This is a genomic window from Halalkalibacter okhensis, from assembly GCF_000787375.1.
In the GTDB taxonomy this organism is placed as follows: Bacteria; Bacillota; Bacilli; order Bacillales; family Bacillaceae_D; genus Halalkalibacter; species Halalkalibacter okhensis.
On the sequence record NZ_JRJU01000001.1, the window covers coordinates 230153 to 254850 of the forward strand.

Annotated in this window: 26 protein-coding genes and 1 other annotated feature; of the genes, 5 read left to right on the forward strand and 21 right to left on the reverse strand. The window is 37.6% G+C overall.

Features of this window, described 5'->3' with window-relative positions:
• Positions 1-12 precede the first annotated feature (12 nt).
• Positions 13-183 (reverse strand): hypothetical protein, encoded by a 171-nt coding sequence (locus LQ50_RS25285; protein ID WP_161784644.1) that lies wholly within the window; start codon positions 181-183, stop codon positions 13-15.
• 262 nt (positions 184-445) lie between these two features.
• Complete coding sequence (gene gltC, locus LQ50_RS01205; protein ID WP_034625147.1) at positions 446-1345, reverse strand: glutamate biosynthesis transcriptional regulator GltC; 900 nt, start codon at positions 1343-1345, stop codon at positions 446-448.
• A gap of 178 nt (positions 1346-1523) precedes the next feature.
• On the opposite strand from gltC, the gene gdhA reads away from it, so the two are divergent.
• On the forward strand, positions 1524-2906 hold the full coding sequence (gene gdhA, locus LQ50_RS01210) for an NADP-specific glutamate dehydrogenase (protein ID WP_052144512.1): 1383 nt from the start codon (positions 1524-1526) through the stop codon (positions 2904-2906).
• Between the two features lie 161 nt (positions 2907-3067).
• Here gdhA and LQ50_RS26175 read toward each other — a convergent pair whose 3' ends face one another.
• The 4 genes from LQ50_RS26175 to LQ50_RS01220 form a co-directional block, all read right to left on the reverse strand.
• Positions 3068-3196, reverse strand: a complete 129-nt coding sequence (locus LQ50_RS26175; RefSeq protein ID WP_272913689.1) for a hypothetical protein — start codon at positions 3194-3196, stop codon at positions 3068-3070.
• Between the two features lie 33 nt (positions 3197-3229).
• On the reverse strand, positions 3230-3385 hold the full coding sequence (locus LQ50_RS25290) for a hypothetical protein (RefSeq protein ID WP_161784645.1): 156 nt from the start codon (positions 3383-3385) through the stop codon (positions 3230-3232).
• Positions 3386-3398: 13 nt separating this feature from the next.
• Complete coding sequence (locus tag LQ50_RS01215; protein ID WP_034625148.1) at positions 3399-4262, reverse strand: permease; 864 nt, start codon at positions 4260-4262, stop codon at positions 3399-3401.
• Positions 4263-4478: 216 nt separating this feature from the next.
• The gene (locus tag LQ50_RS01220; protein ID WP_034625149.1) at positions 4479-6101 is read right to left on the reverse strand and encodes a Na/Pi cotransporter family protein; all 1623 of its coding nucleotides are present in this window, start codon (positions 6099-6101) and stop codon (positions 4479-4481) included.
• A gap of 343 nt (positions 6102-6444) precedes the next feature.
• Between LQ50_RS01220 and LQ50_RS01225 the strand changes: the two genes are divergently transcribed.
• On the forward strand, positions 6445-6837 hold the full coding sequence (locus LQ50_RS01225; RefSeq protein ID WP_034625151.1) for a YusW family protein: 393 nt from the start codon (positions 6445-6447) through the stop codon (positions 6835-6837).
• A gap of 379 nt (positions 6838-7216) precedes the next feature.
• The gene (locus LQ50_RS01230; protein ID WP_034625152.1) at positions 7217-7930 is read left to right on the forward strand and encodes a DUF421 domain-containing protein; all 714 of its coding nucleotides are present in this window, start codon (positions 7217-7219) and stop codon (positions 7928-7930) included.
• Between the two features lie 73 nt (positions 7931-8003).
• On the opposite strand, the gene sigK is transcribed toward LQ50_RS01230, so the two are convergent.
• A complete protein-coding gene (sigK, locus tag LQ50_RS01235) occupies positions 8004-8711 on the reverse strand; it encodes an RNA polymerase sporulation sigma factor SigK (RefSeq protein WP_034625153.1) in 708 nt (235 codons plus the stop codon).
• 174 nt (positions 8712-8885) lie between these two features.
• Complete coding sequence (locus tag LQ50_RS01240; RefSeq protein WP_034625155.1) at positions 8886-10025, reverse strand: M20 family metallopeptidase; 1140 nt, start codon at positions 10023-10025, stop codon at positions 8886-8888.
• A 419-nt stretch (positions 10026-10444) separates the two neighbouring features.
• On the opposite strand from LQ50_RS01240, the gene LQ50_RS01245 reads away from it, so the two are divergent.
• Complete coding sequence (locus LQ50_RS01245) at positions 10445-11065, forward strand: NUDIX hydrolase (RefSeq protein ID WP_034625156.1); 621 nt, start codon at positions 10445-10447, stop codon at positions 11063-11065.
• Positions 11066-11143: 78 nt separating this feature from the next.
• Here the strand turns inward: LQ50_RS01245 and LQ50_RS01250 are convergent, their stop codons facing one another.
• A complete protein-coding gene (locus LQ50_RS01250) occupies positions 11144-11389 on the reverse strand; it encodes a YrhC family protein (protein WP_034625157.1) in 246 nt (81 codons plus the stop codon).
• Between the two features lie 197 nt (positions 11390-11586).
• On the opposite strand from LQ50_RS01250, the gene LQ50_RS01255 reads away from it, so the two are divergent.
• Positions 11587-12837, forward strand: coding sequence for an adenosylhomocysteinase (locus tag LQ50_RS01255; RefSeq protein WP_034625159.1), 1251 nt, complete (start codon positions 11587-11589; stop codon positions 12835-12837).
• Between the two features lie 54 nt (positions 12838-12891).
• Here the strand turns inward: LQ50_RS01255 and LQ50_RS01260 are convergent, their stop codons facing one another.
• From LQ50_RS01260 to alaS, 12 genes are all read right to left on the reverse strand, one after another.
• Positions 12892-14184: an amidohydrolase family protein gene (locus LQ50_RS01260; protein ID WP_034625162.1), complete on the reverse strand. Its 1293-nt coding sequence runs from the start codon at positions 14182-14184 to the stop codon at positions 12892-12894.
• 57 nt (positions 14185-14241) lie between these two features.
• Positions 14242-14841, reverse strand: a complete 600-nt coding sequence (locus LQ50_RS01265; RefSeq protein WP_034625163.1) for a YrrS family protein — start codon at positions 14839-14841, stop codon at positions 14242-14244.
• A gap of 222 nt (positions 14842-15063) precedes the next feature.
• Complete coding sequence (greA, locus tag LQ50_RS01270; protein ID WP_034625165.1) at positions 15064-15540, reverse strand: transcription elongation factor GreA; 477 nt, start codon at positions 15538-15540, stop codon at positions 15064-15066.
• 141 nt (positions 15541-15681) lie between these two features.
• Positions 15682-16317 (reverse strand): uridine kinase, encoded by a 636-nt coding sequence (gene udk / locus LQ50_RS01275; RefSeq protein WP_034625167.1) that lies wholly within the window; start codon positions 16315-16317, stop codon positions 15682-15684.
• Entirely contained in the window at positions 16317-17579 is a 1263-nt protein-coding gene (locus LQ50_RS01280) for a peptidase U32 family protein (RefSeq protein ID WP_034625169.1), read from the reverse strand. The genes udk and LQ50_RS01280 overlap by 1 nt, the downstream gene beginning before the upstream one ends.
• Positions 17580-17597: 18 nt before the next feature.
• A complete protein-coding gene (locus tag LQ50_RS01285; RefSeq protein ID WP_034625172.1) occupies positions 17598-18530 on the reverse strand; it encodes a peptidase U32 family protein in 933 nt (310 codons plus the stop codon).
• Between the two features lie 17 nt (positions 18531-18547).
• The gene (locus tag LQ50_RS01290) at positions 18548-19186 is read right to left on the reverse strand and encodes an O-methyltransferase (RefSeq protein ID WP_034625174.1); all 639 of its coding nucleotides are present in this window, start codon (positions 19184-19186) and stop codon (positions 18548-18550) included.
• Positions 19187-19277: 91 nt separating this feature from the next.
• Positions 19278-20429 (reverse strand): endolytic transglycosylase MltG, encoded by a 1152-nt coding sequence (gene mltG / locus LQ50_RS01295; protein ID WP_034625176.1) that lies wholly within the window; start codon positions 20427-20429, stop codon positions 19278-19280.
• Between the two features lie 208 nt (positions 20430-20637).
• Positions 20638-20928, reverse strand: a complete 291-nt coding sequence (locus tag LQ50_RS01300) for a DUF1292 domain-containing protein (RefSeq protein WP_034625179.1) — start codon at positions 20926-20928, stop codon at positions 20638-20640.
• A gap of 32 nt (positions 20929-20960) precedes the next feature.
• Entirely contained in the window at positions 20961-21377 is a 417-nt protein-coding gene (ruvX, locus tag LQ50_RS01305; protein ID WP_034625180.1) for a Holliday junction resolvase RuvX, read from the reverse strand.
• Positions 21374-21646 carry an IreB family regulatory phosphoprotein gene (locus LQ50_RS01310; protein WP_034625184.1) on the reverse strand — a complete coding sequence of 91 codons (273 nt, stop codon included), beginning with the start codon at positions 21644-21646 and terminating at the stop codon, positions 21374-21376. Before LQ50_RS01310 ends, ruvX begins: the two co-directional genes overlap by 4 nt.
• A 97-nt stretch (positions 21647-21743) precedes the next feature.
• On the reverse strand, positions 21744-24383 hold the full coding sequence (gene alaS / locus LQ50_RS01315) for an alanine--tRNA ligase (RefSeq protein ID WP_034625186.1): 2640 nt from the start codon (positions 24381-24383) through the stop codon (positions 21744-21746).
• 59 nt (positions 24384-24442) lie between these two features.
• Positions 24443-24647 (reverse strand) — a binding site (T-box leader).
• Between the last annotated feature and the right edge of the window lie 51 nt (positions 24648-24698).

Consider the following 24698-nt stretch of genomic DNA (forward strand, 5'->3'; position numbering starts at 1 on the left):
CCTCTTAAAATTCTAACCTTGGCTTGTAATTTTATTAGGTTGTTTTTTAATGTTTCCATGAAAGGCATAGTACTTTTTATTTACTTCCTCCATTTTTTTCTTTATCTTTTCTTCGTCTAATTCAGGTTCTACATAGTCTTCATGGATCACTTGTTTTTGCCATTGGGTCCATTTTTTATTCATAAATTAGCCACCTCTTTTCAAAACAATTCCTAATATTCCATCTTTTATTTTCATAAACAGAGTGATTTTACCTTTGTCGGACTCTGTTAGTAAAATACTATTTAGTGCTAAGTGTAGTTTAAAATTGATAATTGATCTTATCAATATGAATAAAAGATGGAAACGATATCGAACTGATATATATAACAAGTATATTTTCATTAAGAACATTGTTGTTAGAAGCGCGTTATAAAGATTGAGACACTCCAAACATTGGAATGTCTCAATTACTTGTCTTATTCTTGTAAAAGCCTAACAAAAACTCATAAAATAATTTCTCTGTTGGAAGCAATTGCCGTTCACTTGGGATCAAGATTCCCACTGTACGTGTTACAGAAGGGTTTATAATCGGTATTTTTACAGTTGCATGAGGTAAATTTTCAACTAATGTGATCTCAGGTATTAAAGTGATACCAAGTCCTGCTGATACCAACCCCTTTAATGCATCTATATCATCGCCCTCAAATGACACTTTTGGGTCGAACCCAGAATGGACACAAGCTTCTACAATTAGCTCCCTTAAAATAAACCCTTCTGGCAATAAAATAAATTGTTCATGTTGAAGTTCGTTTATCGTTAATGATTCTCTATCAGCAAAAGGATGATTTAAAGGCAATAATGCAACCACATTTTCTGTAAATAAAATTTGGCTTTTCACTTTTTTCTTTTCCTTCGGGACAGGCCCTATTAACGCCATATTAAAATCTCCACTAATCACTCCATCAATAAGCTCATAATATGTCGCTTGTTTTAATTGAAATTTAGCCATAGGATATTGCTCCCTGAAAGCGACAATGGCACTCGGAAGTGTGTAGGCTGCCATACTAATTGGAAATGCAATCCGTATCGTTCCTTGCTCTGGATCTAAATATTCTTCAACTTCAAGACGCGCGTTATCTATGACATTCATGGCTTGTGTCATTCGTTCTAGAAACCTTTTTCCGATAGGAGTTACTTTTACTCTCCTACCTTCTCGTATAAATAAATCAACTCCTAATTCTGATTCTAGATTAGCAATCTGCCGACTTACTGCAGATTGTGCAACATGTAAAGCATCTGCTGCCTCTGTAACGTGCTCTCTTTTGGCAACTTCCATAAAGTATTTGATTTGTCTTAATTCCATTAAAATCTCCTTTTATTTATCTCATTTCAGCATGGAAATTATCTCTTTTCCATATTGTTCAGATCGGTTATTAATAATAAGATATACCATATTAGAAAATCTAACAATTAAATTCAGAAAAATCCAGTAATTCCCACTGGACATTTAACAACATTACAATTAAAGCTAGGAGGGAACTATGGCTATTTTAATACAAAACCAACATGCAGAGACCCAATTCGCAAAAGATTACGTTGCGGAGGTTTATGACTTAGTCATAAAGCGCAACCCAAATGAACAAGAATTTCATCAAGCTGTTAAGGAAGTGTTTGACTCATTAATTCCTGTACTAGCAGCGAATCCAAAATATAGGGAACATGGTATTCTTGAAAGAATTGTTGAGCCAGAACGTGTAATAAGCTTTCAAGTTCCGTGGATTGATGACCATGGGACCGTCCAAGTAAACCGTGGATTCCGTGTTCAGTTTAATGGTGCACTTGGTCCTTATAAAGGAGGACTTCGTTTCCACCCTTCTGTTAATGCCAGCATTATTAAATTTCTTGGGTTTGAACAAATTTTCAAAAATTCATTAACTGGTCAACCGATCGGTGGTGGTAAAGGTGGATCTGACTTTGATCCAAAAGGAAAATCAGACAAAGAAATTATGCGCTTCACCCAAAGCTTCATGAGCGAGCTCTCAAAATATATTGGCCCCGATGTCGATGTCCCTGCTGGAGATATAGGAGTAGGTGCGCGAGAAATCGGCTATATGTTTGGACAATATAAAAAAATACGTCGTGCATACGAAGCTGGTGTCTTAACAGGTAAAGGCTTAAATTACGGAGGCAGTCTAGCAAGAAAAGAAGCTACTGGATATGGGACTATTTATTTCGTTGAAGAAATGTTACGAGATGCTGGCCTTGGATTTAAAGGAAGTACAGTGGTCGTCTCAGGTTCTGGCAATGTCTCAATCTATGCTATTGAAAAAGCTTACCAGCTTGGAGCCAAAGTTGTGGCATGTAGTGATTCAAGTGGTTACATTTATGATGAACAAGGCATTAACCTTGAGACCGTTAAGAGGTTGAAAGAGATTGAAGGCAAGAGAATTAGTGATTATGTTATAGATCATCCTCACGCTCAATATTATCCTGGATGCTCAGGTATTTGGTCGATTCCTTGTGATATCGCTTTACCTTGTGCAACTCAAAATGAAATCGATGAAATAGCTGCTAATCTCTTAGTATCCAATGGTGTGATTGCTGTAGGTGAAGGTGCAAATATGCCTTCGACGTTACAAGCAATAAATATATTCCATGAAAACAAAGTACTCTTTGGTCCAGCAAAGGCTGTTAATGCTGGGGGAGTAGCTGTTTCTGCATTAGAAATGGCTCAAAATAGTATGAGACTTTCTTGGACATTTGAAGAAGTTGATACGAAGCTCCAAGAGATAATGAAAGAAATTTATAGAAACAGCATCAATGCCGCACATGAGTACAATGCTCCTGGAAACCTTGTCGTTGGGGCAAATATTGCTGGTTTTACAAAAGTTGCAGACGCCATGATTGCACAGGGAGTTATTTAGCTTCACAGAAACAATGGTGCGTATGTAAAGATGGTTTGAGCATATTTAGGTATCCTTAAATCAAATAAAAAACATCTCTACTTTTGGTGACCACTTAAAAAGTACGATTTTAACCTTTTTAAGTGGTCTTTGTATCTATAAACAGACTTTTTCAGTGCCTTCTATTTTTGAGAGCTTTCTCCTTCTGAACAACAAGAAGAAGGTTGTTGAATTTCTTTTATAACAACATGGCAACAAGAGGAATTCTTGCTTTCTTTTCCTTTCCATTTATTCAAAAAGTTTTTTAACATACTATTTTCACCCCCTTTCGTAAGTGGTAACACTCACCCATTTAAATAATACTTTTGTTCCATTTGCTGTTTCTGTTCATTTACTTTGTTATCGATAAGAAGTTGTTTTGTTTGCTCACTCCATCTGTAACAACATTTTCTTACCTTATGCTCTTGAAACCTTAACATTTTTACGAATTTTGAAAACATTGAAAATCCTCCCTTATATAAAGTAAAAGATAAAACCGGAAATGGTCGACATACTTAAAACAGATATCACAAATGTAACAATTAACTCTTTCTTAAAAATAGACTTTAACAAGACAAGCTCTGGTAAACTTGCTCCTGCTGAACTAATCATCATTGCCATTACAGGACCTAGCGCCATTCCGTTAACAATTAGGATTTGTGAAATTGGAATCATGCTTGATAAACGAATGTATAGCGGTATTCCTACTAATGCGGCTAGTGGAATCAACCACCATGCATCACTACCGAAATAAGTACTAATAAATTCCGCTGGAACAAGTCCATGAATAATTGCCCCGATTGCAGCTCCTAATAGTAAATAAGGATAGACAGACTTCATAAGCTCCCACGTTTCTTTCCATGCATTTCTCCAGGAAAACTTCTTTGATGTTCGTTCATACCCATTCATCACTACCTGCTTTAATGACTTTGCAAAGCCAAGCTTTTCTAATAATAAACCGATTGTTAATGATAACAAGGCAGTAATGATTGTATATAAAATCGTCACTTTCCATCCCATAATAACCGTCATAATGGTTAATATCGTAGGATCTAAAACAGGAGAAGCAAACAAAAACACCATCACAACCCCAAACCTTACGTTATTCTTAAGCAAATTTACGATGACTGGAATGGTCGAACATGAACAAAATGGTGTAAAAAAGGCAAATAATAATGCAATGCCCCCTCCAATCATTGGATTGGAATTCTTTAGGTGATGTTCAACTTTTTCATAGGGTATATACGCTTGAACTAGATTCAGTAGAAACGAAACACCAATAAATAAAATGGTCAATTGTGTTGCAATAACTACAAAGCTCTTAAACGTTTCAAACATTTAGTTCTCCTCCTCGCATCAACTTTTTTTGATTTATAGTCGTTAGTTAATCAACTTTTTTTGATGTAACTTAAGTATATATCCACTTTTCACCAATTACAATAGTTTATATCAATTTTTTTTGATTTAATGAATTCTCCTTTCTCATGAAACCGGGGCTAATTATCACAAAAAGAAGAGACCACTATTGATCTCCTCTCTCAATTATTCAATCACTTACTCTTCTCCAATAACCTCTTCTGCAATATTAACAGCGTGATCCCCAATGCGTTCTAAATTACTAAGAATGTCTACATAAACAATCCCTGCTTGTCCTGTACATCTATTTTCATTTACACGAATGATGTGTTTCTTACGAAGCTCTCTTTCCATTTTATCGATCTTATCTTCCTTTTCAAGAACAGATTGAGCTTCTTGTATATCTTCCGTATCTAAGGCTTTAATTGCTTGACTTAATGTTGAGATGGTAAGGTCAAACATCTCATCTAAATCAGAAACGGCCGACTCAGAAAACTTCACCTTATTAGTAATCTGGTACTCAACAAGCTCCATAATATTTTCCATGTGATCCCCAATACGTTCAAAATCTCGAATGGTATTCATCAGGGTATGATGTGCCTTCGAATCTTGGTCAGATAAAGAATGCGATGATACTTGAACTAAGTAATCGGTAATTTTTTTATCTAGATTATTAATCGCATCTTCATATTGGGGAATAAGCTCCCTATGCTTCTTACCTTGGTTTTTTAAATAAAGTTGGACTTCCCTTAGCCCATTTTCAGATAATTCCGCCATGCGCATCACTTCTTTTTTTCCTTGCCCTATAGCAATACCCGGAGATTGCCTAATAAATTTTTCATCTAAATGTACAGCTTTATATGGAATCGCCGAATCTTGTCCTGGAATAAGCTTCATGACAATCCAAGCTAAAACAGCTACAAATGGCAATTGGATTATTGCATTACTTACATTAAAGATCCCATGCGCAAATGCAATAGTCATCTCCGGATTTAAATTTAAACTATCTCTAATGTATTCAATTAATACAGTAAATGGTCTTAAAAGTAATATCACAATCGTAGTACCAATTAAATTAAAAATAACATGCGTTAACGCCGCACGCTTGGCGGCAACAGATGCACCAATTGCTGCTAATACAGCTGTGATTGTCGTACCAATATTATCACCAAAAAGAACAGGCAATGCCGCATTTAAGTCCATTAGCCCTTGACCAAAAAGCGTTTGAAGTAAACCTATGGCAGCGGTAGAACTTTGAACAGCAACAGTAAAGATGGTCCCAATAAGAACTCCCAAAAGGGGGTTTTCACTCATACTGACTGTTAAATCAGCAAATGCTTGAAGTTCTCGAAGTGGTTTTAGACCATCTCCCATAAGGTTTAGACCTAAAAACAAAGCACCAAATCCAAAAATCACTTGTCCGTAATTATTAACTTTATTATTTTTGAAGAAGAAAATTAAAAACGTCCCTAGTGCAACAATAGGCAGTGCATAGGCCGAAATCTTAATACCAATGATAAATGCAGTTACCGTTGTTCCAATGTTAGCACCAATAATAACACCAATGGCTTGTTGCAGTGTCATAAATCCAGCATTTACTAATCCAATTGTTAACACGGTTGTTCCTGTACTTGTTTGGAGCAATACGGTTACAAATATTCCTGCAAATACTCCCATTATTGGATTCGTTGTAAAACGGTCCAGTAAATCCCTTAGTCCATCACCTGCCACTTTTTGAAGGCCATCTCCTAAATACTTAATTCCAAATAAGAAGATCCCCAAACCTCCAAAAAACATAAACAAGATCGTTTGAACATCCATATTTTGCTCCATCCCTTCTGCACTTCGTTCGACATTTTTCTACAGTAGTCAATTCCCCCAACAATACTAAATAAGGGACGGACTAATGTAAACAACTCTTATGTAAAGATTTTGTAAAGTTTATGTAAAGATTTATCCTCAACATCATTTAGTACTTGACTTTTTCTCCGTCAGTGTTTATTCAATCTAGAAGAACATAAACACTCTTATTTTGTTAAGAAATATACTTTATATCCTCTTTTTAGATTTTCAGTTCCCGGTGAAAATAAGTATTCTCCACAGTGGATGAATCTCTTTTTAAAGGAAATATTAATTCTGAAAACAAAATAATGGAGGCATAAAGATGAAAGGAAAATTTTTAATTCGGGCATTCGTAAGTTGTCTTATTGTTTTAGGAGCGTTAGGAACTAGTAACGTTGAAGCTGCACCAAAGATGGTCGATTTTGAATTAGAAATTGAACTAAACAATCATACTGAATATGATATTGAGTACGAGGTAGAGAATGATAAAATAGAGGCAAAATATAAGGTACCTGGGAGCGCTACCCTATACGGGCAAGAAGCTCAAGCGGCCATTGAACCACTATTAAATCAATTGAGTCTATCACCAAATTCGAACAAACAAGAACTAAAGAAGCAGATTTTAGCTATCTTGCAAGTGAACCCAAATGATGTAGATGAATTTGAGTTAGAAGTAAAATTTGACAGCGGTCCAAAGCTTAAGATTGATGAATAAATCTATTTAATCAGCTGGTTCACATTTTTCATAGAATAGAGATTGTTTTTGTTGTGTTAAAGACGTCTTCCTTTTTAGAGAAGACGTCTTTTCTTCGTTAATCTATGATGCCAGGCAACGGTTTCTGCTTAGATCACATGATATCCTTTTCATTTTATAATCAGTTACTTTCTTTAGTGCATGAATAATCACGACCCTGTTCGCAGATTATATTGGTGCAGAAGCCTTTGAAAGGAGCTTAATAAAAATACTCCTCTTTCTTTTTAGCTCACGCAAAGATTTGTAAACTAATCTATATGTTTATACAAAACACTTCACATTAAGATTCCTTGTACTTTTTTTACAGAATACGAACATTTTTTCTTCAGGAGAACAAATTATGAATGAATTATTTATAGTTTTTGTACGAACAATAGGCGCTTTTAGTTTTTTGTTGGTTCTTAATCATTTGTTAGGAAAACAAAGCCTTTCTCAAATGACAAATCATGATTTTATTACAGCAGTCATGATGGGGGCTATTAGTGCAAATGTCGCATTTAACACTCAACTAAATTTTAAAGATATCGTTTTGTCATTAATTTTGGTTTCTGCGATTGGTTACATAACGTCCTTCCTCTCCCTTAAAAATCATATTTTCCGAAAAGTATTCTCCGGCGAACCAACTGTCATAATAGAAAACGGAAAGATTTTAGAAGAACATATGAAGAAGCAAAAATATACCCTTGATGCGTTAAATCAAGGGTTACGTCAAAAAGGGATTTTCGACATAAACGAAGTAAAATATGCAGTACTTGAAGTAAATGGGCAATTATCGGTTCAAAAAAAATCAGAACTGCTACCTCTAACACAAAAAAGTTTTTATAAACATTCTACAGACGAAATTAGAAACTTTCCAGTTGAGTTAATCATGGATGGAACTATTAAGAAAAAGAATTTAGAGGATTTGGGACTTGATGCGGAAACGCTTAAGGATATGTTATTTAAGAAAGGGGTTCACCCATCTACTGTTTTTTATTGTGTTCTTGGAACAAATGGGCAATTAGCCATTGATTTATATAATGATTCAATTAAAAACCCTATAGATAGTGAATAATCAGAGCTAAATCAAGGGCTATCAGCTATTGCCTAATAACCCTTGGCTTTATATTCTCTGACAACCTTAGCATCTACCCTTTCCCTTGACTCTGCTTATAAAATTCATGAAATAGCTTCATTAACGCTCTCTTTTCAATTCTTGAAACATAGCTTCTTGAGATTCCAAGTTCTTTCGCAATTTCCCTTTGTGTTCGCTCTTCTTCTAAATTCAACCCAAAACGTCCAACAATGACTTCCTTCTCACGATCATCTAACACATGAATGAACTTATATATTTGTGTTTTCTCCATATTCGTTTGAATGACATCAACAATGTCTTCTCCTTCTTCTTGAAGAACATCAATTAAGGTGATTTCATTCCCCTCTTTATCCGTTCCAATCGGATCGTGAAGAGATACATCCTTCTTGACCTTTTTTAAGGCTCTCAAGTGCATAAGAATTTCATTTTCAATACACCGTGCAGCATAAGTTGCCAGCTTTGTCCCTTTTCCATCAGAATAGCTTTCTATCGCCTTAATTAAACCAATCGTTCCTATTGAGATGAGGTCTTCCGTATCTTCCCTTGTATTTTCAAACTTCTTGACGATATGAGCCACCAAACGTAGGTTATGTTCAATTAGAAGGTCGCGTGCTCGTTCATCACCCTCCTGCATTAGCTTTAAGTATTTACGCTCTTCATCTTTTTTTAGTGGCTGTGGGAAGGCGTTATTTTTCACGTATGATACAAAGACGATAACTTCCTTAAATAAATAAGAGATCGCTGCAATTATTGTAGACAAATCATCACCCCCATAATGTCGTTACTTTAACACTATGTAAAACTGGGCTTGGTCGTGTCTGTACAACAAAAATAAACTGGGATTTTGCTTTTTTACATATTTATCTTCCTATCACTATGAGAGACCGAAAAAAGAGAGACCTTATGCATTTAACCTGCATGGTCTCTCTTAAGATTAATCTTTCTTTTCTGTCATTAACCGTTCTATTACTTTAGCTAATAGCAACGTTCTCTCTGTTAAAGACGAAATAACTAAATATTCCTTCTCACTATGCGCATGGCCACCAATTGGGCCTAACCCGTCAATGGTTGGAATGCCCATCGCTGAAGTAAACGAGGCATCGGAACCTCCACCTGTTTTCGTATCTTTTAAGTCAATTCCTAATTCAGCTCCAACATTTCTAATAATATGAAAAAGCTCTTCGGTTTTCTTATTTTTTAACATGGGTGGTCTTCTCATGTCTCCAGTAAGTTCTATTTCTGTTCCATTCACATCAGATGAAGAACAAACTTCTTCTATCTTATGTTCCATTTCTTCAGCTTGTTTTAGTGTAGCAACTCTGACATCAATATGTCCAATCGCCATCGCAGAGACCGTATTAACGGCGTCCCCACCTTCAATAATTCCAACATTTACGGAAATCCCATGCTCGTGATCATTTAATTCATGTAATTTAACAATTTTATGGGCTAGCTCTTCAATCGCACTTCTCCCCTTTTCAGGTTCGATTCCTGAATGAGCTGCCTTTCCATGAACTTCAATCGTAAATCTTCCACTGCCTCGGCGTTCCGTCACGACAGAACCATCTCTTCTAGCAGGCTCCATAATAAGAGCATAAGATTTTCCGATGGCTTCCTTTTCAATAATCGACCTAGATGTAACCGATCCAATTTCTTCATCACTATTTAAAATGATTTGCACATCTTTATACGCATGTGAACCAATCTCTTTTACGTAACGAAGTGCATAAATAACAGACACAAGACTTGCCTTCATATCAATAACACCCGGTCCATATGCACGTCCGTCTTTTACAGAAAAAGGACGCGCTTCCACCGTCCCTTCTTCAAACACTGTATCCATATGGGCAACAATCAAAATCGAAGGCTTTTTTCTCTCTGAATGACAAATAATCAAGTGATCGCCAACTTCACTTTGCTTCACCCTTTGAATGTCAAATCCTAATTCCATAAAATAAGGCAAAAGGACTCTTCCAACTTTGTCAACACCTTCTTTATTATACGAACCACTATCTATATTAACTAATTCCTTCAGTAAATCGAGCATTTCTTTCTCTTTCAAATGAACGTCCATCCTGCCCTTCCCCTTACCCTTAATTCCTAGTTGTGCTATTATTATTTTCATGTATTTCTTCTCTTTTTGCAAGTAACATTCGTCTAGTTCCAAATTATACATATGATGAAACAAAAAAAAATGAGCGATTCAATTGAACCGCTCGCAATGGGGGAGAGTAGAGAGAACATTTTTGGAAGCTAGGTCAATGACCTTTCCTGTATTTAATGTACCTTACTCTGTTTCTGTTTACAGCACTTTTGTAACATCTTCTAACACAAAACTTCTCAGTTTATTTTTTGATGTTAAATCTATTAACAATTTGCTTGAATCAAAAGCCCTTCAATAAACTAATATCTTCTAGAAATGCTGTATAATATACTTTATCTGAATACCTTTGGTCATCATTTAAAGAACGTTATTGTAAAGGAGGTTTGTACATGAATGAACTTTCCGCGATCAAGAGACAGCTGTCTAACAGAAAAAGCGGTATTCTCGGTTCAGGAACGATGCAATCCGCTGTGTTACTCCCCCTCGTTTATGTAAATAATGAACTGAGCATCCTCTTTGAAGTTCGCTCGAAAACATTAGCGAAACAGCCTGGTGAAATTTGCTTTCCCGGAGGAAAAATTGATCCTACAGATCCTACACCGGAAGCAGCTGCTATTCGTGAATTAACAGAAGAAATAGGTATACCTGAAAACAAAATAAAAATGATTGCACCACTTGATAAACTTGTTACTCCATTTCGTGGGATTATATATCCTTTTATAGGGGAACTGCTATGTCTTGACGAGTTGAATATTAACCATGATGAAGTTGACCATACGTTTACAGTTCCCCTCTCTTATTTGTACGAGCATGAGCCGGACGTTCATTCGATGAAATTGTGGTTTGAACCAGGAGCAGATTTTCCTATTGATAAAGTTCCTAATAAACATGCTTATTCCAATCGCTACAACGAGATTTCCGAGCACTTCTACTACTATCATGAATATGTTATTTGGGGATTAACAGCACGAATTCTAAATCATTTTTTAGACATAACCAAACCAAGCTAGCCAAATTTAATACCGATAACTACCTAGTAAACGAAAAAAGAAGTGGACCAAGTTTAACCATGTCCACTTCTAAATCTATTAAGATTGATTGTTCTCTTCATAAATCTGCTTTTGGGTATTCATTGCCAAGCGATGAAAAACAACTGCTAATACAAGGGCAATAAAAATACCAATAATGAATATACTAGGTGTCGTAATAACTGTATGCTCGGCCGGAATCACTAACCCGATAAACAGAAATATACTTAAAGACAATAATATGAACCCAAATTGCTTGTAATCCTTAACTTTCTCTTCAAGTAGCTTTACTTTTTTATCTTCCATTTATCTTCCTCCTACTCTCTCATCATTCTATCATCTTTTTAAAAGAATAAGATGATGCAATGTCTGTTAATTTAGCAAGAGGATTCCAATTTTTATTATTCTTTGTTTCCTTCAAGTGTTCGCAACTTTCATCTCTTAGCATAATACGGTATCATTATCAGTAGCTTGAACTACATATAATTGGAGGAACACGAAACATGAAAAGCATTGTACGTGATATGAGCCTTGCCCCAGAAGGTCGTTTAAAAATTGATTGGGTAAAAGAGCATATGCCTGTGTTAAATCGTATTCGGGAGGAGTTTGAACTCACTCAGCCTTTTAAAGGATTAAAAGTAGCGATTTGTTTGCACCTAGAAGCCAAAACAGCTTATCTGGCTAAAGTTGTAAAAGCTGGTGGAGCTGATGTTTATATCGCAGGAAGCAACCCTCTTTCCACTCAGGACGATGTTTGTGCAGCCCTAGTTGAAGACGGCATTACTGTTTTTGCTAAGCATAAACCGGACCCAGACGAATTTAAACAACACTTAATCATGGCTCTTGAAATAGAGCCAGATCTAATTATTGATGATGGTGGAGACTTTACAACCCTTCTTCACTCAGAAAGACCTGACCTTATTAAGAACATTCGTGGAGGTTGTGAGGAGACAACAACTGGTGTCATAAGAGATAAAGCATTAGAAAAATCAGGAGATCTTCCATTTCCAATGATTGCCGTTAACGATGGGTATTGCAAACACCTTTTTGATAACCGCTATGGAACTGGACAATCGGTTTGGGATAGCATTAACCGTACAACAAATTTAGTTGTCGCAGGCAAAACTGTGGTCGTAGTTGGTTATGGATGGTGTGGGCGCGGTGTTGCCATGCGTGCAAAGGGACTTGGTGCCAAGGTAATCGTTACGGAAGTAGATAGCATTAAAGCCATTGAGGCGTATATGGATGGCTTTGAGGTGATGCCGTTAGTTGAAGCTGCAAAAGCTGGGGATTATTTCATTGCCGTTACCGGAAATCAATATGTGATTCGTCGCGAGCATCTGGAAGTGATGAAGGATGGAGCCATTTTAGCAAATGCAGGTCATTTTGACGTAGAGGTAAACAAGCATGACCTTGATGCATTATCTACATCTAGGCGTGAAGTTCGTAAAAATATTGAAGAGTACGTAATGGAAGACGGCCGCAAACTCTATTTACTTGCAGAGGGACGCCTAGTTAACCTAGGGGCTGGAGATGGACATCCAGCAGAAATTATGGATATGACCTTTGCTTTGCAAGCTGTATCACTAGCTTATGTTAATGAAAAGTATAAAGAGATCGGCAACCGTATGATTACTGTCCCATATGAGTTAGACAAACAAGTGGCAAATTTAAAACTAGAAGCATTAGGGATTGGCATCGATTCATTAACAGATGAGCAAAAAGTGTATCTAGAAAGTTGGAAAATAGATTAAGAAGTAGAACAACCCCTTCACCATTTTATTGGCAAAGGGGTTCTTTTAATGTATTTAAAATGGTTCAACTAAACGGTTCACTTCAAAAATAACCTTTTCTTCATCAACAGTTAGGCATTCACCATTTTTCACAACTTGCTTTCCTTGTACAAACACATCTTTCACATCACGCCCACTTCCTGAATAAACGAGATGAGAAACGGGGTTGTGAGCAGGCTGATAGAATGCTTGCTGTGTATTCATCACAACGAAATCTGCTTCTTTCCCTACCTCAAGGCTTCCTATTTGATCCTCTAACCAGATGGCTTCAGCCCCATGTATGGTAGCCATTTGCAATGCCTTATCGGCTGGAATGAGCGTTGCATCATTATGCACACCTTTATATAGTAAGGCCACTTGTTTTAATTCTTCAAACAAATCAAGATTGTTATTTGAGGCCGAACTGTCCGTCCCAAGCGAAACCGTAATTCCTTTGTTCAACATGTCAGGAACAGGAGCTATGCCACTAGCTAATTTCAAATTACTAATAATGTTATGTGAAACTTTCACATCATGCTTAGCTAAGATGTCCATTTCCCAATCTTCTACATGCACAGCATGAGCAACGAGACTTCGTTGTGAAAACACACCAAGCTTTTCTAAATGCTTAACAGGACGCTCTCCATATTCTTTTACATTTAGCTCGACTTCTGCTTTTGTTTCAGACATGTGAATATGAATTGGTGCATCTAGCTCAACTGCTTTAGAAACAATTTGTTCAATGAATTGTGGAGTACATGTATATGGAGAGTGCGGTGACATCATAGTTGTAATACGTCCATTTGCTTGATTGTTCCAGTTTCTCGCAAAGCTCGAAGCTTCTTCTAACTTGCTCTGACGCAGTTCATCTGTACCAAAGCCAATCATCCCTCTACATAATCTAGCTCTTGCTCCTGAAGCTTCTACGGCCTTAGCGACCTCATCCATATTATCATACATATCAACAAACGTTGTTGTTCCTGTGCGCAGCATCTCGATTAACGATAAGTACGTTCCCCATTTTGCATGTTCCTTCGTATACTGTGCTTCAATTGGCCACATCTTCTCTTCCAGCCACTGTTGCAATGGAAGATCATCAGCGTATCCGCGAAGGAGTGACATGGACGCATGGCCATGTGTATTCACTAAGCCAGGCAACACATAATTCCCTTGAGCATCAATGACTTCATCGTATTCTGACAAGTCTTGTGGAACTTCTCCTACATATGTAATTTTTCCATTTTCAAAAGCTATAGCGCCTTTTTTATATACCTGATTCATCGCATTAACTGTAATGATCGTTCCGTTTGTTACTATTGTTTTTGACATAAAAAAACCCTTTCTATTATAGGAGAGGCTGTCTTTATGACAGCCCCTTTTTAATCATTAATTGACTTTGTTTTTCTCAACTGGCATCCAGCCATGTCCATCAATCCATTCAATATACACTTCATAACGTTCCCCTATGTTACTCTTATCACTAACTTCCCCACGTGCTCTCGTTGGAGAACCACCATTTCCTAGCCACCATATTTCCATATCTGAAAAACCAGTAGCTTGCTGAATAGCCATGACCATCTCATTCCAATTGGTGCTATTTTTAGAGAAATCCGGTGTAAACTCACCAGTTTGTGACGTTCCAACCGGCTCCCAATCCCCCTCAGGAATTGGCTCTAATTCTTGTTCGTCTTCATCCCATTCATCTTCTTCCTCTAGACCACTTTCCTCACGATCTTCTAACTCTGAATCTGAGTCTTCTTCTCTTGCTCCACCGTTTGTTTCAACAGGATCAGGTATGGACCCTGTTTCACTTTCCTCTATTTCATCTAATAGATCATTATCACTACTTGCTTCTTCACTTTTGGTTGAATTGAAGAAAATTTGTACTGCAAATACAATAATAAGAATGGTTACTATTGCTATCGCCGCGTTTAAAATGCGATTGACTCGCTTCTTTTTTCGTTGCTCAAAACGATATCCTTGCATATCTCCACTCCCCTAATACTTTTTCTTTCTTCCGTTATTATACAAGATCTTCTTAAAAAGAGCGAGAACAGGTTCATACAAGTTCATACATGGTTTTACACAATTGAGTGATTAAAAGCGTGAATTGTTAGCGATTGTGTTTTTATTAAGAACCTATTTATAGAGAAAAGGCTGACTCAAGTCGCTAAATACGACTTTTGAGTCAGCCTTTTCACTTGTTTATTAACTAATATCAACAATCTTGATTTCCATTTCTCCACCAGGTGTATTGACAGAAACTACATCATTTATGCTTCTTCCCAATAAACTTTGTGCCATTGGAGAATCATTCGAGATTTTTCCTGCAGCTGGATCTGATTCTGCACTACCAACGATCGTGTATTCTTCCTCATCGCCATCAGGAAGCTCAATGAATTTAACCGTTTTCCCAAGAGAAACAACGTTTGCTGCCCCTTCTTCTTCCTCAATCATGACTGCATTACGAATCATTTTTTCAAGTTGAGCAATGCGTCCTTCAACAAAGGCTTGTTCTTCTTTCGCTGAATCATACTCAGAGTTCTCTGAAAGATCTCCAAAGCTACGAGTAATTTTTATACGTTCAACGACTTCTTTTCGTCGCTCCGTCTTAAGGTATTCTAATTCCTCTTCTAATTTCTTCTTCCCATCCATTGTCATATAATGCTTTTTTTCTTCTGCCATGTCTTTCACTCCTCATCTGCTACGATCAATAATTAAAATAAATGCATACTCGTTATAGTTCAAATACCTATGTAGACTAAAAACTCGGATGACCGAGTTTTCAAAAATCGTCTCATAAAATATAGACCTGATCTTATGCTATTACAAAATCGCTTTCTCTTCAATAATTGTGCGAATTTTTGTTACCATTAGATCAATTGCGACACGATTCTGCCCACCTTCTGGCACAATCACATCCGCATAGCGCTTCGTTGGTTCGATAAACTGCAGGTGCATAGGTCTAACAACTGACGTATATTGATCAATGACTGACTCAATGGAGCGACCACGATCCTCAATATCTCTGACCAATCGCCGTATAATCCGAATATCTGCATCCGCATCGACGAATAGTTTAATATCCATCATGTCACGCAAGCGTTCATCTTCAAGGATTAAGATTCCTTCAACAATAATAACATCCTTTGGTTCGATAACGATAACATCATTAGATCTTGTATGTTCCTTGTAATCATAAACAGGTTTGTTTATTCCCCTACCTGAAGATAGGAGCTGCAGGTGCTCTAACAATAGGTCATTATCAAATGCTAATGGATGGTCATAATTGGTTTCCAAACGCTCCTCAAAGCTTAGATGACTTTGATCTTTATAGTAAGCGTCTTGCTCAATTAATACAATGGATTGTTCATTAAATTGATAAAAAATTTCTTTCGCTACCGTTGTTTTGCCAGATCCTGTACCGCCGGCTACACCGATAACTATTGGTTTATTTGACATTATCTTACCTCTTTACGCATCATGTTTTGCGGATACACATGCTTATCTACTTTAAAACGAACAATTTGTAGTGGATGTCTTGCAGCATCGATTTCGTTGCCTTCTTCATCCCAAATCGTTCCAACTTTTTGAATGAAATTGGAGATTTCCGGACCGAAAAATTCAATTTCATCTCCTGTTTTAAAGTGATTTCTCTGTTGCAATGTAACCATCGATGTTTCTGCATCATAATCAAGGACAAGCCCTGCAAAATCGTACTTCGTTCGTTTAGGGTGTTTCCCATACATTTGCTCTTCAAAAGTTGGTTCCCCTTCAAAAAACTGTGGAGCAAAATCGCGATTAGCACACTTTTCAAGCTCGTCTAACCAAGCTTTATCAATTTGGAAGTTATCTGGATCAGCACAATATGCATCAATTACTTTCCGATATACACTTGTAACCGTGGCTACATAGTGGATTGATTTCATTCTTCCTTCAACCTTTAAGCTATCTATACCAGCTTCAATCATTTTCGGAATCGCCTGAACAAGATTTAAGTCTTTTGGACTCATCGTGTATTGAGGATCGCCTTCTTCAAACAATGCTTTCTCCCCATTCTCATTCGTCTCATATAAATCATATTCCCAGCGACATGACTGACAACAACCACCACGATTGGAATCACGAGCTGTCATATGATTACTTAGAACACAGCGTCCTGAATAAGAAATACACATGGCTCCATGAATAAACGCTTCAATCTCAATGTCAACTTTCTTCTTCATCTCAAGCATCTCTTCTAGACCTACCTCACGAGCTAGAACAACACGATGAAGTCCCTCTTCTTTCCAATATTTCACTGCAAGCCAGTTACTTAACGATTGTTGAGTACTCAAATGTACTTCTACCTTAGGTGCTACTCGTTTACAGGTTTCAATGATAAGAGGGTCTGCAACAATAATCCCTGTAACGCCCACTTCTTGAAGAGATTGTAAATACTCTTCAAGCCCGTCCATGTTCTCATTATGAGCAAAAATATTAGTTGTCACATAAATTTTCGCTCCATATTTATTAGCGAATTCCACTCCTTCTCTCATTTCTTCAATTGAGAAGTTATCAGCATTTGACCTAAGACCAAATTCACGTCCACCGATAAAGACAGCATCCGCACCATAATGGACCGCAACTTTGAGTTTCTCTAAGCTACCGGCTGGAGCCAAAAGTTCCGGTTTCTTTGTAATCACACGCTTTCCTTCTTTTGTCCGTTCTGCAATAGTTTCCATCTTCATTAGCCTCCCTTCTTAATATACCGTTTCTTTAAAGAAGAACCCTGTATCAAGTTTGCGGTTTTCAGGTTGTATTTCTTCAAGTTTCTTTAAATATTCCTCTTTACGCTCTTCGTATTCATCACGATCTGTTACGCATAAATCAATCGCCTCGCGATAGAGAGCTGTTGTTATTTCCATATACTCCGTAGACTTTAGCAGGCCATCAATTTTAAAGCTATCGACTTCTGCATCAATCATCTCTTCTAATTCATCAATAATACAAATATCATTCGGACTCATAATATGAGTTCCGTTTTCATCTTCAAAAATGGGATAACGTGCATTTCGTTCGGGATCAAATAAGTGTAAATTCCGCTCTTTATCACGTTTTTCAACCGATAAGTTTTTCCCTTGAAACTGCATATAGTTTCCAATTAATGTTCGCTTGGATTGGAACATACTTGTCATTCCATGAACTTGAACTTCTATTTCAACTTCCGCATTTTCTTTAATTTCTACAATGGCATCCATATTGATCTCACGGGCTAAAACAGCACGTTTTGCTCCTTTACGCCCCCAATAATTAGAAGTAAACCAGTTCGTTACTGTTTGTTCTGTATTCCAATGTAACTTCATTTCAGGTGCAACCTCCCGTACGGTCATCAATACCGCTGGGTCACCAAATGTAATCCCATCTACACCTGTTTCATGTAAAAATTGAACATAGTCTGCTAACTCGTCTACTTTTTCATTATGAAAAAGAGCATTCATCGCTACATAAACTTTTTTCCCTTGATTATGAGCAATAGCTGTCGCTTCTTTAACAGCTTCTCTTGGAAATTCTCCTGCTAGACGAAGGCCATAACGCTCCTCCCCAATCACAATCGCATCAGCACCTGCTGCAAACAATCTATTTACAGCTTCTATGTCTTTTGGTGTGACGAGTAGTTCAGGTTTCTTCTCCATCAGTTCACCAACTCCTTTTATTTCTTAATACTCACAGCTAATCCATCCCCTACCGGCAAAATTCTAGTCTCATATTGCGGGTGGTTCATTAACCATTCGTTATAGCTTTTTATCTTTGTTGCTATTTTTTGCAAACGTTTATTTTCTATGTCATCTTCAGCAACTAACCCACGGAAGAGCACATTATCTGAATAAATTACGCCATCTGTTTTCACATATTTCCCATATAAATCAAAAAAGCGTTGGTATTGACCTTTAGCGGCATCAATAAATAATACATCAAAAAGGGGTTCTGATTCAAGTGTTTCAACCAAATCAAGTGCATCCCCAAACTTAAGCTCAATCCGGTTTGTAAGGCCAAGAGACGCAATATTTTTCTCTGCTTCATTAAATCGTTCTTCATCTCGTTCGATCGTAATGATTTTAGCACCTGGTAAAGCTTGAGCTATTCGAATCGCCGAGTAGCCAATCGCTGTTCCAATCTCAAGTATTCGTTTAGGCTCATGCAATTTCATTTGCTGCAGAAGGCTCTCCATTCCGACTAAGTCCATAATAGGAACATGATTAATCCTTGCATATTCCTCAATTTCTTCCACTTGATCTCCACGTGGGGGGATGATTGATTTCAAATAATTTTCGACTTGTTTACTAATCATTTGTACACTCCATTCTTATCATTCAACCATAGAAAAGAGGGAGTGTTCTTAAAAACCTGAACACATCCCCCTGAAATAACACAAAACTAATCTATTCTTCGTCAGCCTCTTCGGACTGACCTTCAACCCATTCATCGCGGTATCGTTGATGAGTGCGATTATGATCTTCATACGTTTCGTTGTAAATAACCTCACCATTAAAACGCGCATAGAAGAACAAGAAATCTGTCTCTTCAGGATTCAAAGCTGCTTTAATTGAATCCTTACCCGGGTTAGCAATAGGACCTATAGGGATTCCTGCATAACGATACGTGTTATAAGGCGAATCGACCTCTGTCGCAGCATAGCTTGTCATATACAAATGCTCACCAACTGCATACGAAACCGTCGGATCTACTTGAAGCCTCATATCTCTATCTAGCCGGTTGTACAATACGCCTGAAATTAGATAGCGATCCTCTGACTGTTGTGCTTCCCGCTCAATAATAGATGCAAGGGTCAAAATTTCATGCACATTGTACTCACTTGCCTCAAGCTCAGCAGAAAACTCTTCTAACACGCTTTGTGTTCCATTCAACATGGCTTCCACTATTGATTGAATAGATGGACTCTCATCCATAAAGTCATAACGTGCAGGGAACAAATATCCTTCAAGCGCAAAACGAATATCCTCGTCTAAAATGTCTTCTGTTAACATTGAGTATTGATCAATTAACGCTTCAATATACTCTTGATCGGTTAAAACTTCCATAACCTCTTCTTCCGTATGATCTGTTTCACGAGCGATAATTTCTGCAACATCTTCAAGCCATCTTCCTTCTGGTACGGTGAAAACCAACTCAGGTTCTTGCAATACTCTTCCTTCCTTCAATTCCGCAATAATATCATCCATGGTCATAGAAGTAGAAAGGGCATAGTCACCTGCCTGAAACCCTGATTCATTCTTATAACGAACATAATAGCGAAACATCGTCCCGTTTCTAACAAGACCCTCTTCCTCTAAAATAGTTCCTATTTGATTAGCCGTTGAGCCAATCGGAATGGTTACTTGAATTTCTTCTGGGTTATCCGTATCAACCGGACCTAACATGTTTGTTACATAAAAATAAGCAATAATCAATGAAATGATACCTATCAATAATAAACCAATTAAACTAAAAAAGACGATTTTTCTCACAACACGTGCCTGAGAAACTCGCTCTTCATACAATTCATTTCGTGGCTTTTCGTTGGAATTAGACATCATTCTCCTCCTTCCACCGTTATATTATACTACATTTCGACGAAAGTTAAAGAGAAAAAGCAGTACCCTGGTTTTGGGTACTGCTTTTTCTCGAAAGTACCCTGGTTTTGGGTACTGCTTTTTTTCGAATGTACACTGGTTTTGGGTACTGCTTTTTTTCGAATGTACACTGGTTTGGGTACTGCTTTTTCCTAAGGAAAATCGTTTTTTATTCCTCATCTTCCGGCTGGAATGTATTTAACATTTCTTCAACCATTTCCCACTCTTCGTCTGTTTCAACTGGGAAAAGAGCGATATCGTCTTCTTCCCCTTCACGATCTTCATAACGGAAAGCAAAAACCTCAACTTCTTCTTCATCGTCTTCCTCTGCACCAACTGGTGTCACTAAAATATATGACTTCTCTGTTGCATCCACATGGAATCGGAATAATTCATCAAAAAGATGCTCGTCCCCATTTTCATCAGGGATTACAATACGTTCTTTTTCTTGTTCAGTCATTTTGTTTGCACCTCTTAAAATTAGTTACTTTTTTAACCTTTATGGTCAAGATACCCTTGTAGGATCATGACCGCAGCCATTTTATCAATGACTTGCTTTCTTTTTTTACGACTTACATCTGCTGAGATGAGCATTTTTTCTGCAGCCACTGTCGTTAAACGTTCATCCCACATCTTTATCGTGCACGAAACATGATTACTTAATGTATCAGCAAACAATTGACTTCGCTCACCACTTGGGCCAATCGACCCGTTCATATTTTTCGGCAATCCGATTACAATTGTGTCGACTCCATGTTCTTCAACCAGGTTGGCAATGGCTTGAAAATCTTTGTCTTCTTCACCTTCTTCACGTCTAAGGGTCGTTAACCCTTGTGCAGTCCATCCCAGCTCATCACTTAAAGCGACGCCTATTGTTTTTGTTCCAACATCTAATCCGAGTACTCTCATCCATTCTCCTTACGGTGCTGTGATAAATAGGATTTCACTAACTCTTCAATTAGTTCATCACGTTCTAGCTTACGAATGAGTGTCCGCGCGTCTTTGTGACGCGGAATATACGCAGGATCTCCTGAAAGTAAATAGCCAACAATTTGGTTAATGGGGTTATAGCCTTTCTCCTCTAGTGACTCATATACAGAAAGGAGCACCTCTTGGACATCAACATCAACCGTGTCATCATGAAAATTAAATTGCATCGTTTTGTCCATAGAGCTCATCACAAACACCTCTTTCATTCATTGCAATCAGACAAAATTCTTCACACTATCTTGTCTGTTAGCTTGTCTATTTCCATTGTACACCATTAAAGAACAATTAGGAAATTGTATTTACATATTCTTCTACAAATGCTAAAGCCGACTCAAGTTGCGCTGGATTTTTCCCGCCTGCTTGCGCCATATCTGGACGGCCACCACCGCCACCACCGCAACGTGTTGCCACTTCTTTCACTAATTTTCCAGCATGGAACCCTTTATCAAGCAGATCTTTTGTTACACCAGCCACAATGTTCACCTTCTCGCCAGATACCGCACCTAAAACAATGATTCCAGATGGCAAGTCTTGTTTTAACGTGTCCACAATTCCACGTAATCCGTCCATATCTGCTGCATCCACTTTCTTTGCTAAAACAGTCACCCCGTTGATTTCGTTGGCTTCATTAACAAGATTCCCAGCTTCCATATTACCCAATTTTGCTGTTAATGATTCATTTTCTCGTTGTAAATCACGAATTTGTTGCTGTGTTGCATCCACTCTAGCAGGAACATCCTGTACTCGTTTTACTTTTAAGTTCGCTGCAACATCCTTTAATAACTGGATTTGACCATTCATATGTTCATAGGCACCCTTCCCGGTAACTGCCTCAATACGGCGTATCCCGGCACCAATTCCTGATTCGGAAACTAACTTAAATAAACCAATTTCAGCAGTATTACGAACATGACAACCACCACAAAGCTCTAAGCTGTAATCTCCTACTTTAACAACTCGAACTGTTTCACCATATTTTTCGCCGAAAAGAGCCATCGCTCCCATTTCTTTTGCTTCGTCTAATTTCTTCAAAGAAATGTCAACAGACAGAGCATTCCAAATTTGCTCATTTACGATTTCCTCCACTTTTGTCATCTCTTCAGGTGTTACTTGACCGAAGTGTGAGAAATCAAAGCGCAAGCGTTCTTCAGACACTAACGACCCAGCCTGGTTAACATGTGCACCAAGAACGTCTTTTAAAGCTTGGTGTAATAAATGAGTAGCCGTATGGTTTTTCACAATGGAAATTCTTTCTGTTTCTTCAACGACACAAATGACATTTGCACTCTTTTCAAGTACGCCCTCTTTTACTAAAACGGTATGAAGGTGTTGGCCATTTGGTGCTTTTGTTACAGCCGTTACCTCTGCAAGAAGGTTCTCACCACGAATTGTTCCTGTATCAGCTACTTGTCCACCACTTTCAGCGTAAAATGGTGTTTCATTCAAAATGACTTGTGCTGTATTACCAGCAGAAACGATGTCCGTTAGTTCTTTTTCAAAAATAATTTCTTCCACTTTCGACTCTGTTTTAAGAGCATCATAACCAACGAATGTGCTTTCGGTTGTGATTTGTCCAAGCACTTCATCTTGAATTTGCATGGAGCCGGATTCTTGACGAGCTGAACGAGCACGCTCACGTTGGCCTTCCATTTCTCTTTCAAAGCCTTCACGATCAATTTCTAAGCCTTTTTCTTGGACATATTCTTCTGTTAAATCTACCGGAAAACCATACGTATCATATAAGCGGAACACATCTGCTCCATCAATTATTTTCTTTTGTGAGAGCTCTGCATCATTTAGAACTTTCTCAAGAATAGACAACCCTTCGTTTAATGTTTCATGGAAGCGTTCCTCTTCATTTTTCATGACTTTTTGAACAAATTCAGTTTTCTCTTTTACTTCAGGGTAGAAGTCTTCCATAATTTCCCCAACAACAGGCACTAGCTCATACATAAATGGTCTGTGAATTGAAATTAGTTTTGCATAACGAACCGCTCGACGTAATAATCTTCTCAATACATAGCCACGACCTTCATTTGAAGGAAGAGCTCCATCCGTGACAGCAAATGTAACCGTCCGTACGTGGTCAGCTATTACTTTAAATGCAACATCCGTTTCATTATCTTCCCCGTACTTCAAACCTGACATTTCTTCTGTTGCTTTTATGATCGGTAGAAATAAATCTGTTTCAAAGTTTGTAGGCGTATCTTGAATAACAGAAACCATACGCTCAAGACCCATCCCCGTATCAATGTTTTTCTTTGGAAGTGGTGTATAGCTTCCATCTGGGTTGTGATTAAATTGAGAGAAGACAAGGTTCCATACTTCTAAGTAGCGTTCATTTTCTCCACCAGGATAAAGTTCAGGATCTGTTTCATCATTTCCGTAACTTGGTCCACGATCATAGAAAATTTCTGTATTCGGGCCACTTGGTCCTTCACCAATATCCCAGAAATTCCCTTCAAGACGAATAATACGTTCTTCTGGAACTCCGATTTTTTCTTTCCAATAATCATAAGCTTCATTATCCTCAGGATGAACCGTTACAGATAGTTTTTCCGAATCAAAGCCTACCCACTTTTCACTCGTTAAAAATTCCCATGCCCACTCAATTGCTTCTTCTTTAAAATAATCACCAATAGAAAAGTTTCCAAGCATTTCAAAGAACGTGTGGTGTCGTGCAGTCTTTCCAACATTTTCAATATCATTCGTACGAATTGATTTTTGAGCATTTGTAATTCGTGGATTCTCAGGGATGACTCGGCCATCAAAGTATTTCTTTAATGTTGCTACACCACTATTAATCCAAAGCAAGGAAGGATCTTCATGCGGAACTAAAGATGCACTTGGTTCAATGTCATGGCCTTTTTCTTGAAAAAAGTCTAAAAACATTTGTCTAACTTGAGCTGATGTTAGGTTTTTCATTTTGGTCTCTCCTTAATATGTAAATGGTTTTTTAAACAAATAAAAAAACCCCAATCCCTAAAAGGGACGAGAGTTTATCACGCGGTACCACCCTAATTATAGACAGCTATTGTCTATCACTTAAACACCTTAACGCGGCTTAACGTCAGAGATTATCTGCACTCAGGAGTAGCTTTCAAAAGCCCTTCACACAGTGTACTTTCAGCCAAGGTACACCTCTCTTTGGAGTGGTCTGCTTTCTACTCGTTCCTTCAACGCTTTATGATTAAATTAAAATCTTGTTATCCAAGTTGTAACCTCATTATGCCCTTCTAT

Coding starts and splice junctions, on each gene's coding strand:
- mltG (WP_034625176.1), bottom strand. CDS start 20,429: ATGTCTAATTCCAACGAAAAGCCACGAAATGAATTGTATGAAGAGCGA.
- LQ50_RS01280 (WP_034625169.1), bottom strand. CDS start 17,579: ATGGAAACTATTGCAGAACGGACAAAAGAAGGAAAGCGTGTGATTACA.
- ruvX (WP_034625180.1), bottom strand. CDS start 21,377: ATGAGAGTACTCGGATTAGATGTTGGAACAAAAACAATAGGCGTCGCT.
- gdhA (WP_052144512.1), top strand. CDS start 1,524: ATGGCTATTTTAATACAAAACCAACATGCAGAGACCCAATTCGCAAAA.
- LQ50_RS01300 (WP_034625179.1), bottom strand. CDS start 20,928: ATGACTGAACAAGAAAAAGAACGTATTGTAATCCCTGATGAAAATGGG.
- LQ50_RS01265 (WP_034625163.1), bottom strand. CDS start 14,841: ATGCAAGGATATCGTTTTGAGCAACGAAAAAAGAAGCGAGTCAATCGC.
- LQ50_RS01310 (WP_034625184.1), bottom strand. CDS start 21,646: ATGAGCTCTATGGACAAAACGATGCAATTTAATTTTCATGATGACACG.
- LQ50_RS01230 (WP_034625152.1), top strand. CDS start 7,217: ATGAATGAATTATTTATAGTTTTTGTACGAACAATAGGCGCTTTTAGT.
- LQ50_RS26175 (WP_272913689.1), bottom strand. CDS start 3,196: ATGTTAAAAAACTTTTTGAATAAATGGAAAGGAAAAGAAAGCAAGAAT.
- LQ50_RS25285 (WP_161784644.1), bottom strand. CDS start 183: ATGAATAAAAAATGGACCCAATGGCAAAAACAAGTGATCCATGAAGAC.
- LQ50_RS01290 (WP_034625174.1), bottom strand. CDS start 19,186: ATGATTAGTAAACAAGTCGAAAATTATTTGAAATCAATCATCCCCCCA.
- udk (WP_034625167.1), bottom strand. CDS start 16,317: ATGTCAAATAAACCAATAGTTATCGGTGTAGCCGGCGGTACAGGATCT.
- LQ50_RS01240 (WP_034625155.1), bottom strand. CDS start 10,025: ATGGACGTTCATTTGAAAGAGAAAGAAATGCTCGATTTACTGAAGGAA.
- LQ50_RS01245 (WP_034625156.1), top strand. CDS start 10,445: ATGAATGAACTTTCCGCGATCAAGAGACAGCTGTCTAACAGAAAAAGC.
- LQ50_RS01220 (WP_034625149.1), bottom strand. CDS start 6,101: ATGGATGTTCAAACGATCTTGTTTATGTTTTTTGGAGGTTTGGGGATC.
- greA (WP_034625165.1), bottom strand. CDS start 15,540: ATGGCAGAAGAAAAAAAGCATTATATGACAATGGATGGGAAGAAGAAA.
- gltC (WP_034625147.1), bottom strand. CDS start 1,345: ATGGAATTAAGACAAATCAAATACTTTATGGAAGTTGCCAAAAGAGAG.
- LQ50_RS01285 (WP_034625172.1), bottom strand. CDS start 18,530: ATGGAGAAGAAACCTGAACTACTCGTCACACCAAAAGACATAGAAGCT.
- LQ50_RS25290 (WP_161784645.1), bottom strand. CDS start 3,385: ATGTTTTCAAAATTCGTAAAAATGTTAAGGTTTCAAGAGCATAAGGTA.
- alaS (WP_034625186.1), bottom strand. CDS start 24,383: ATGAAAAACCTAACATCAGCTCAAGTTAGACAAATGTTTTTAGACTTT.
- LQ50_RS01225 (WP_034625151.1), top strand. CDS start 6,445: ATGAAAGGAAAATTTTTAATTCGGGCATTCGTAAGTTGTCTTATTGTT.
- LQ50_RS01215 (WP_034625148.1), bottom strand. CDS start 4,262: ATGTTTGAAACGTTTAAGAGCTTTGTAGTTATTGCAACACAATTGACC.
- LQ50_RS01260 (WP_034625162.1), bottom strand. CDS start 14,184: ATGTCAAAAACAATAGTAACAAACGGAACGATCATTACAGTTAATGCG.
- LQ50_RS01255 (WP_034625159.1), top strand. CDS start 11,587: ATGAAAAGCATTGTACGTGATATGAGCCTTGCCCCAGAAGGTCGTTTA.
- LQ50_RS01250 (WP_034625157.1), bottom strand. CDS start 11,389: ATGGAAGATAAAAAAGTAAAGCTACTTGAAGAGAAAGTTAAGGATTAC.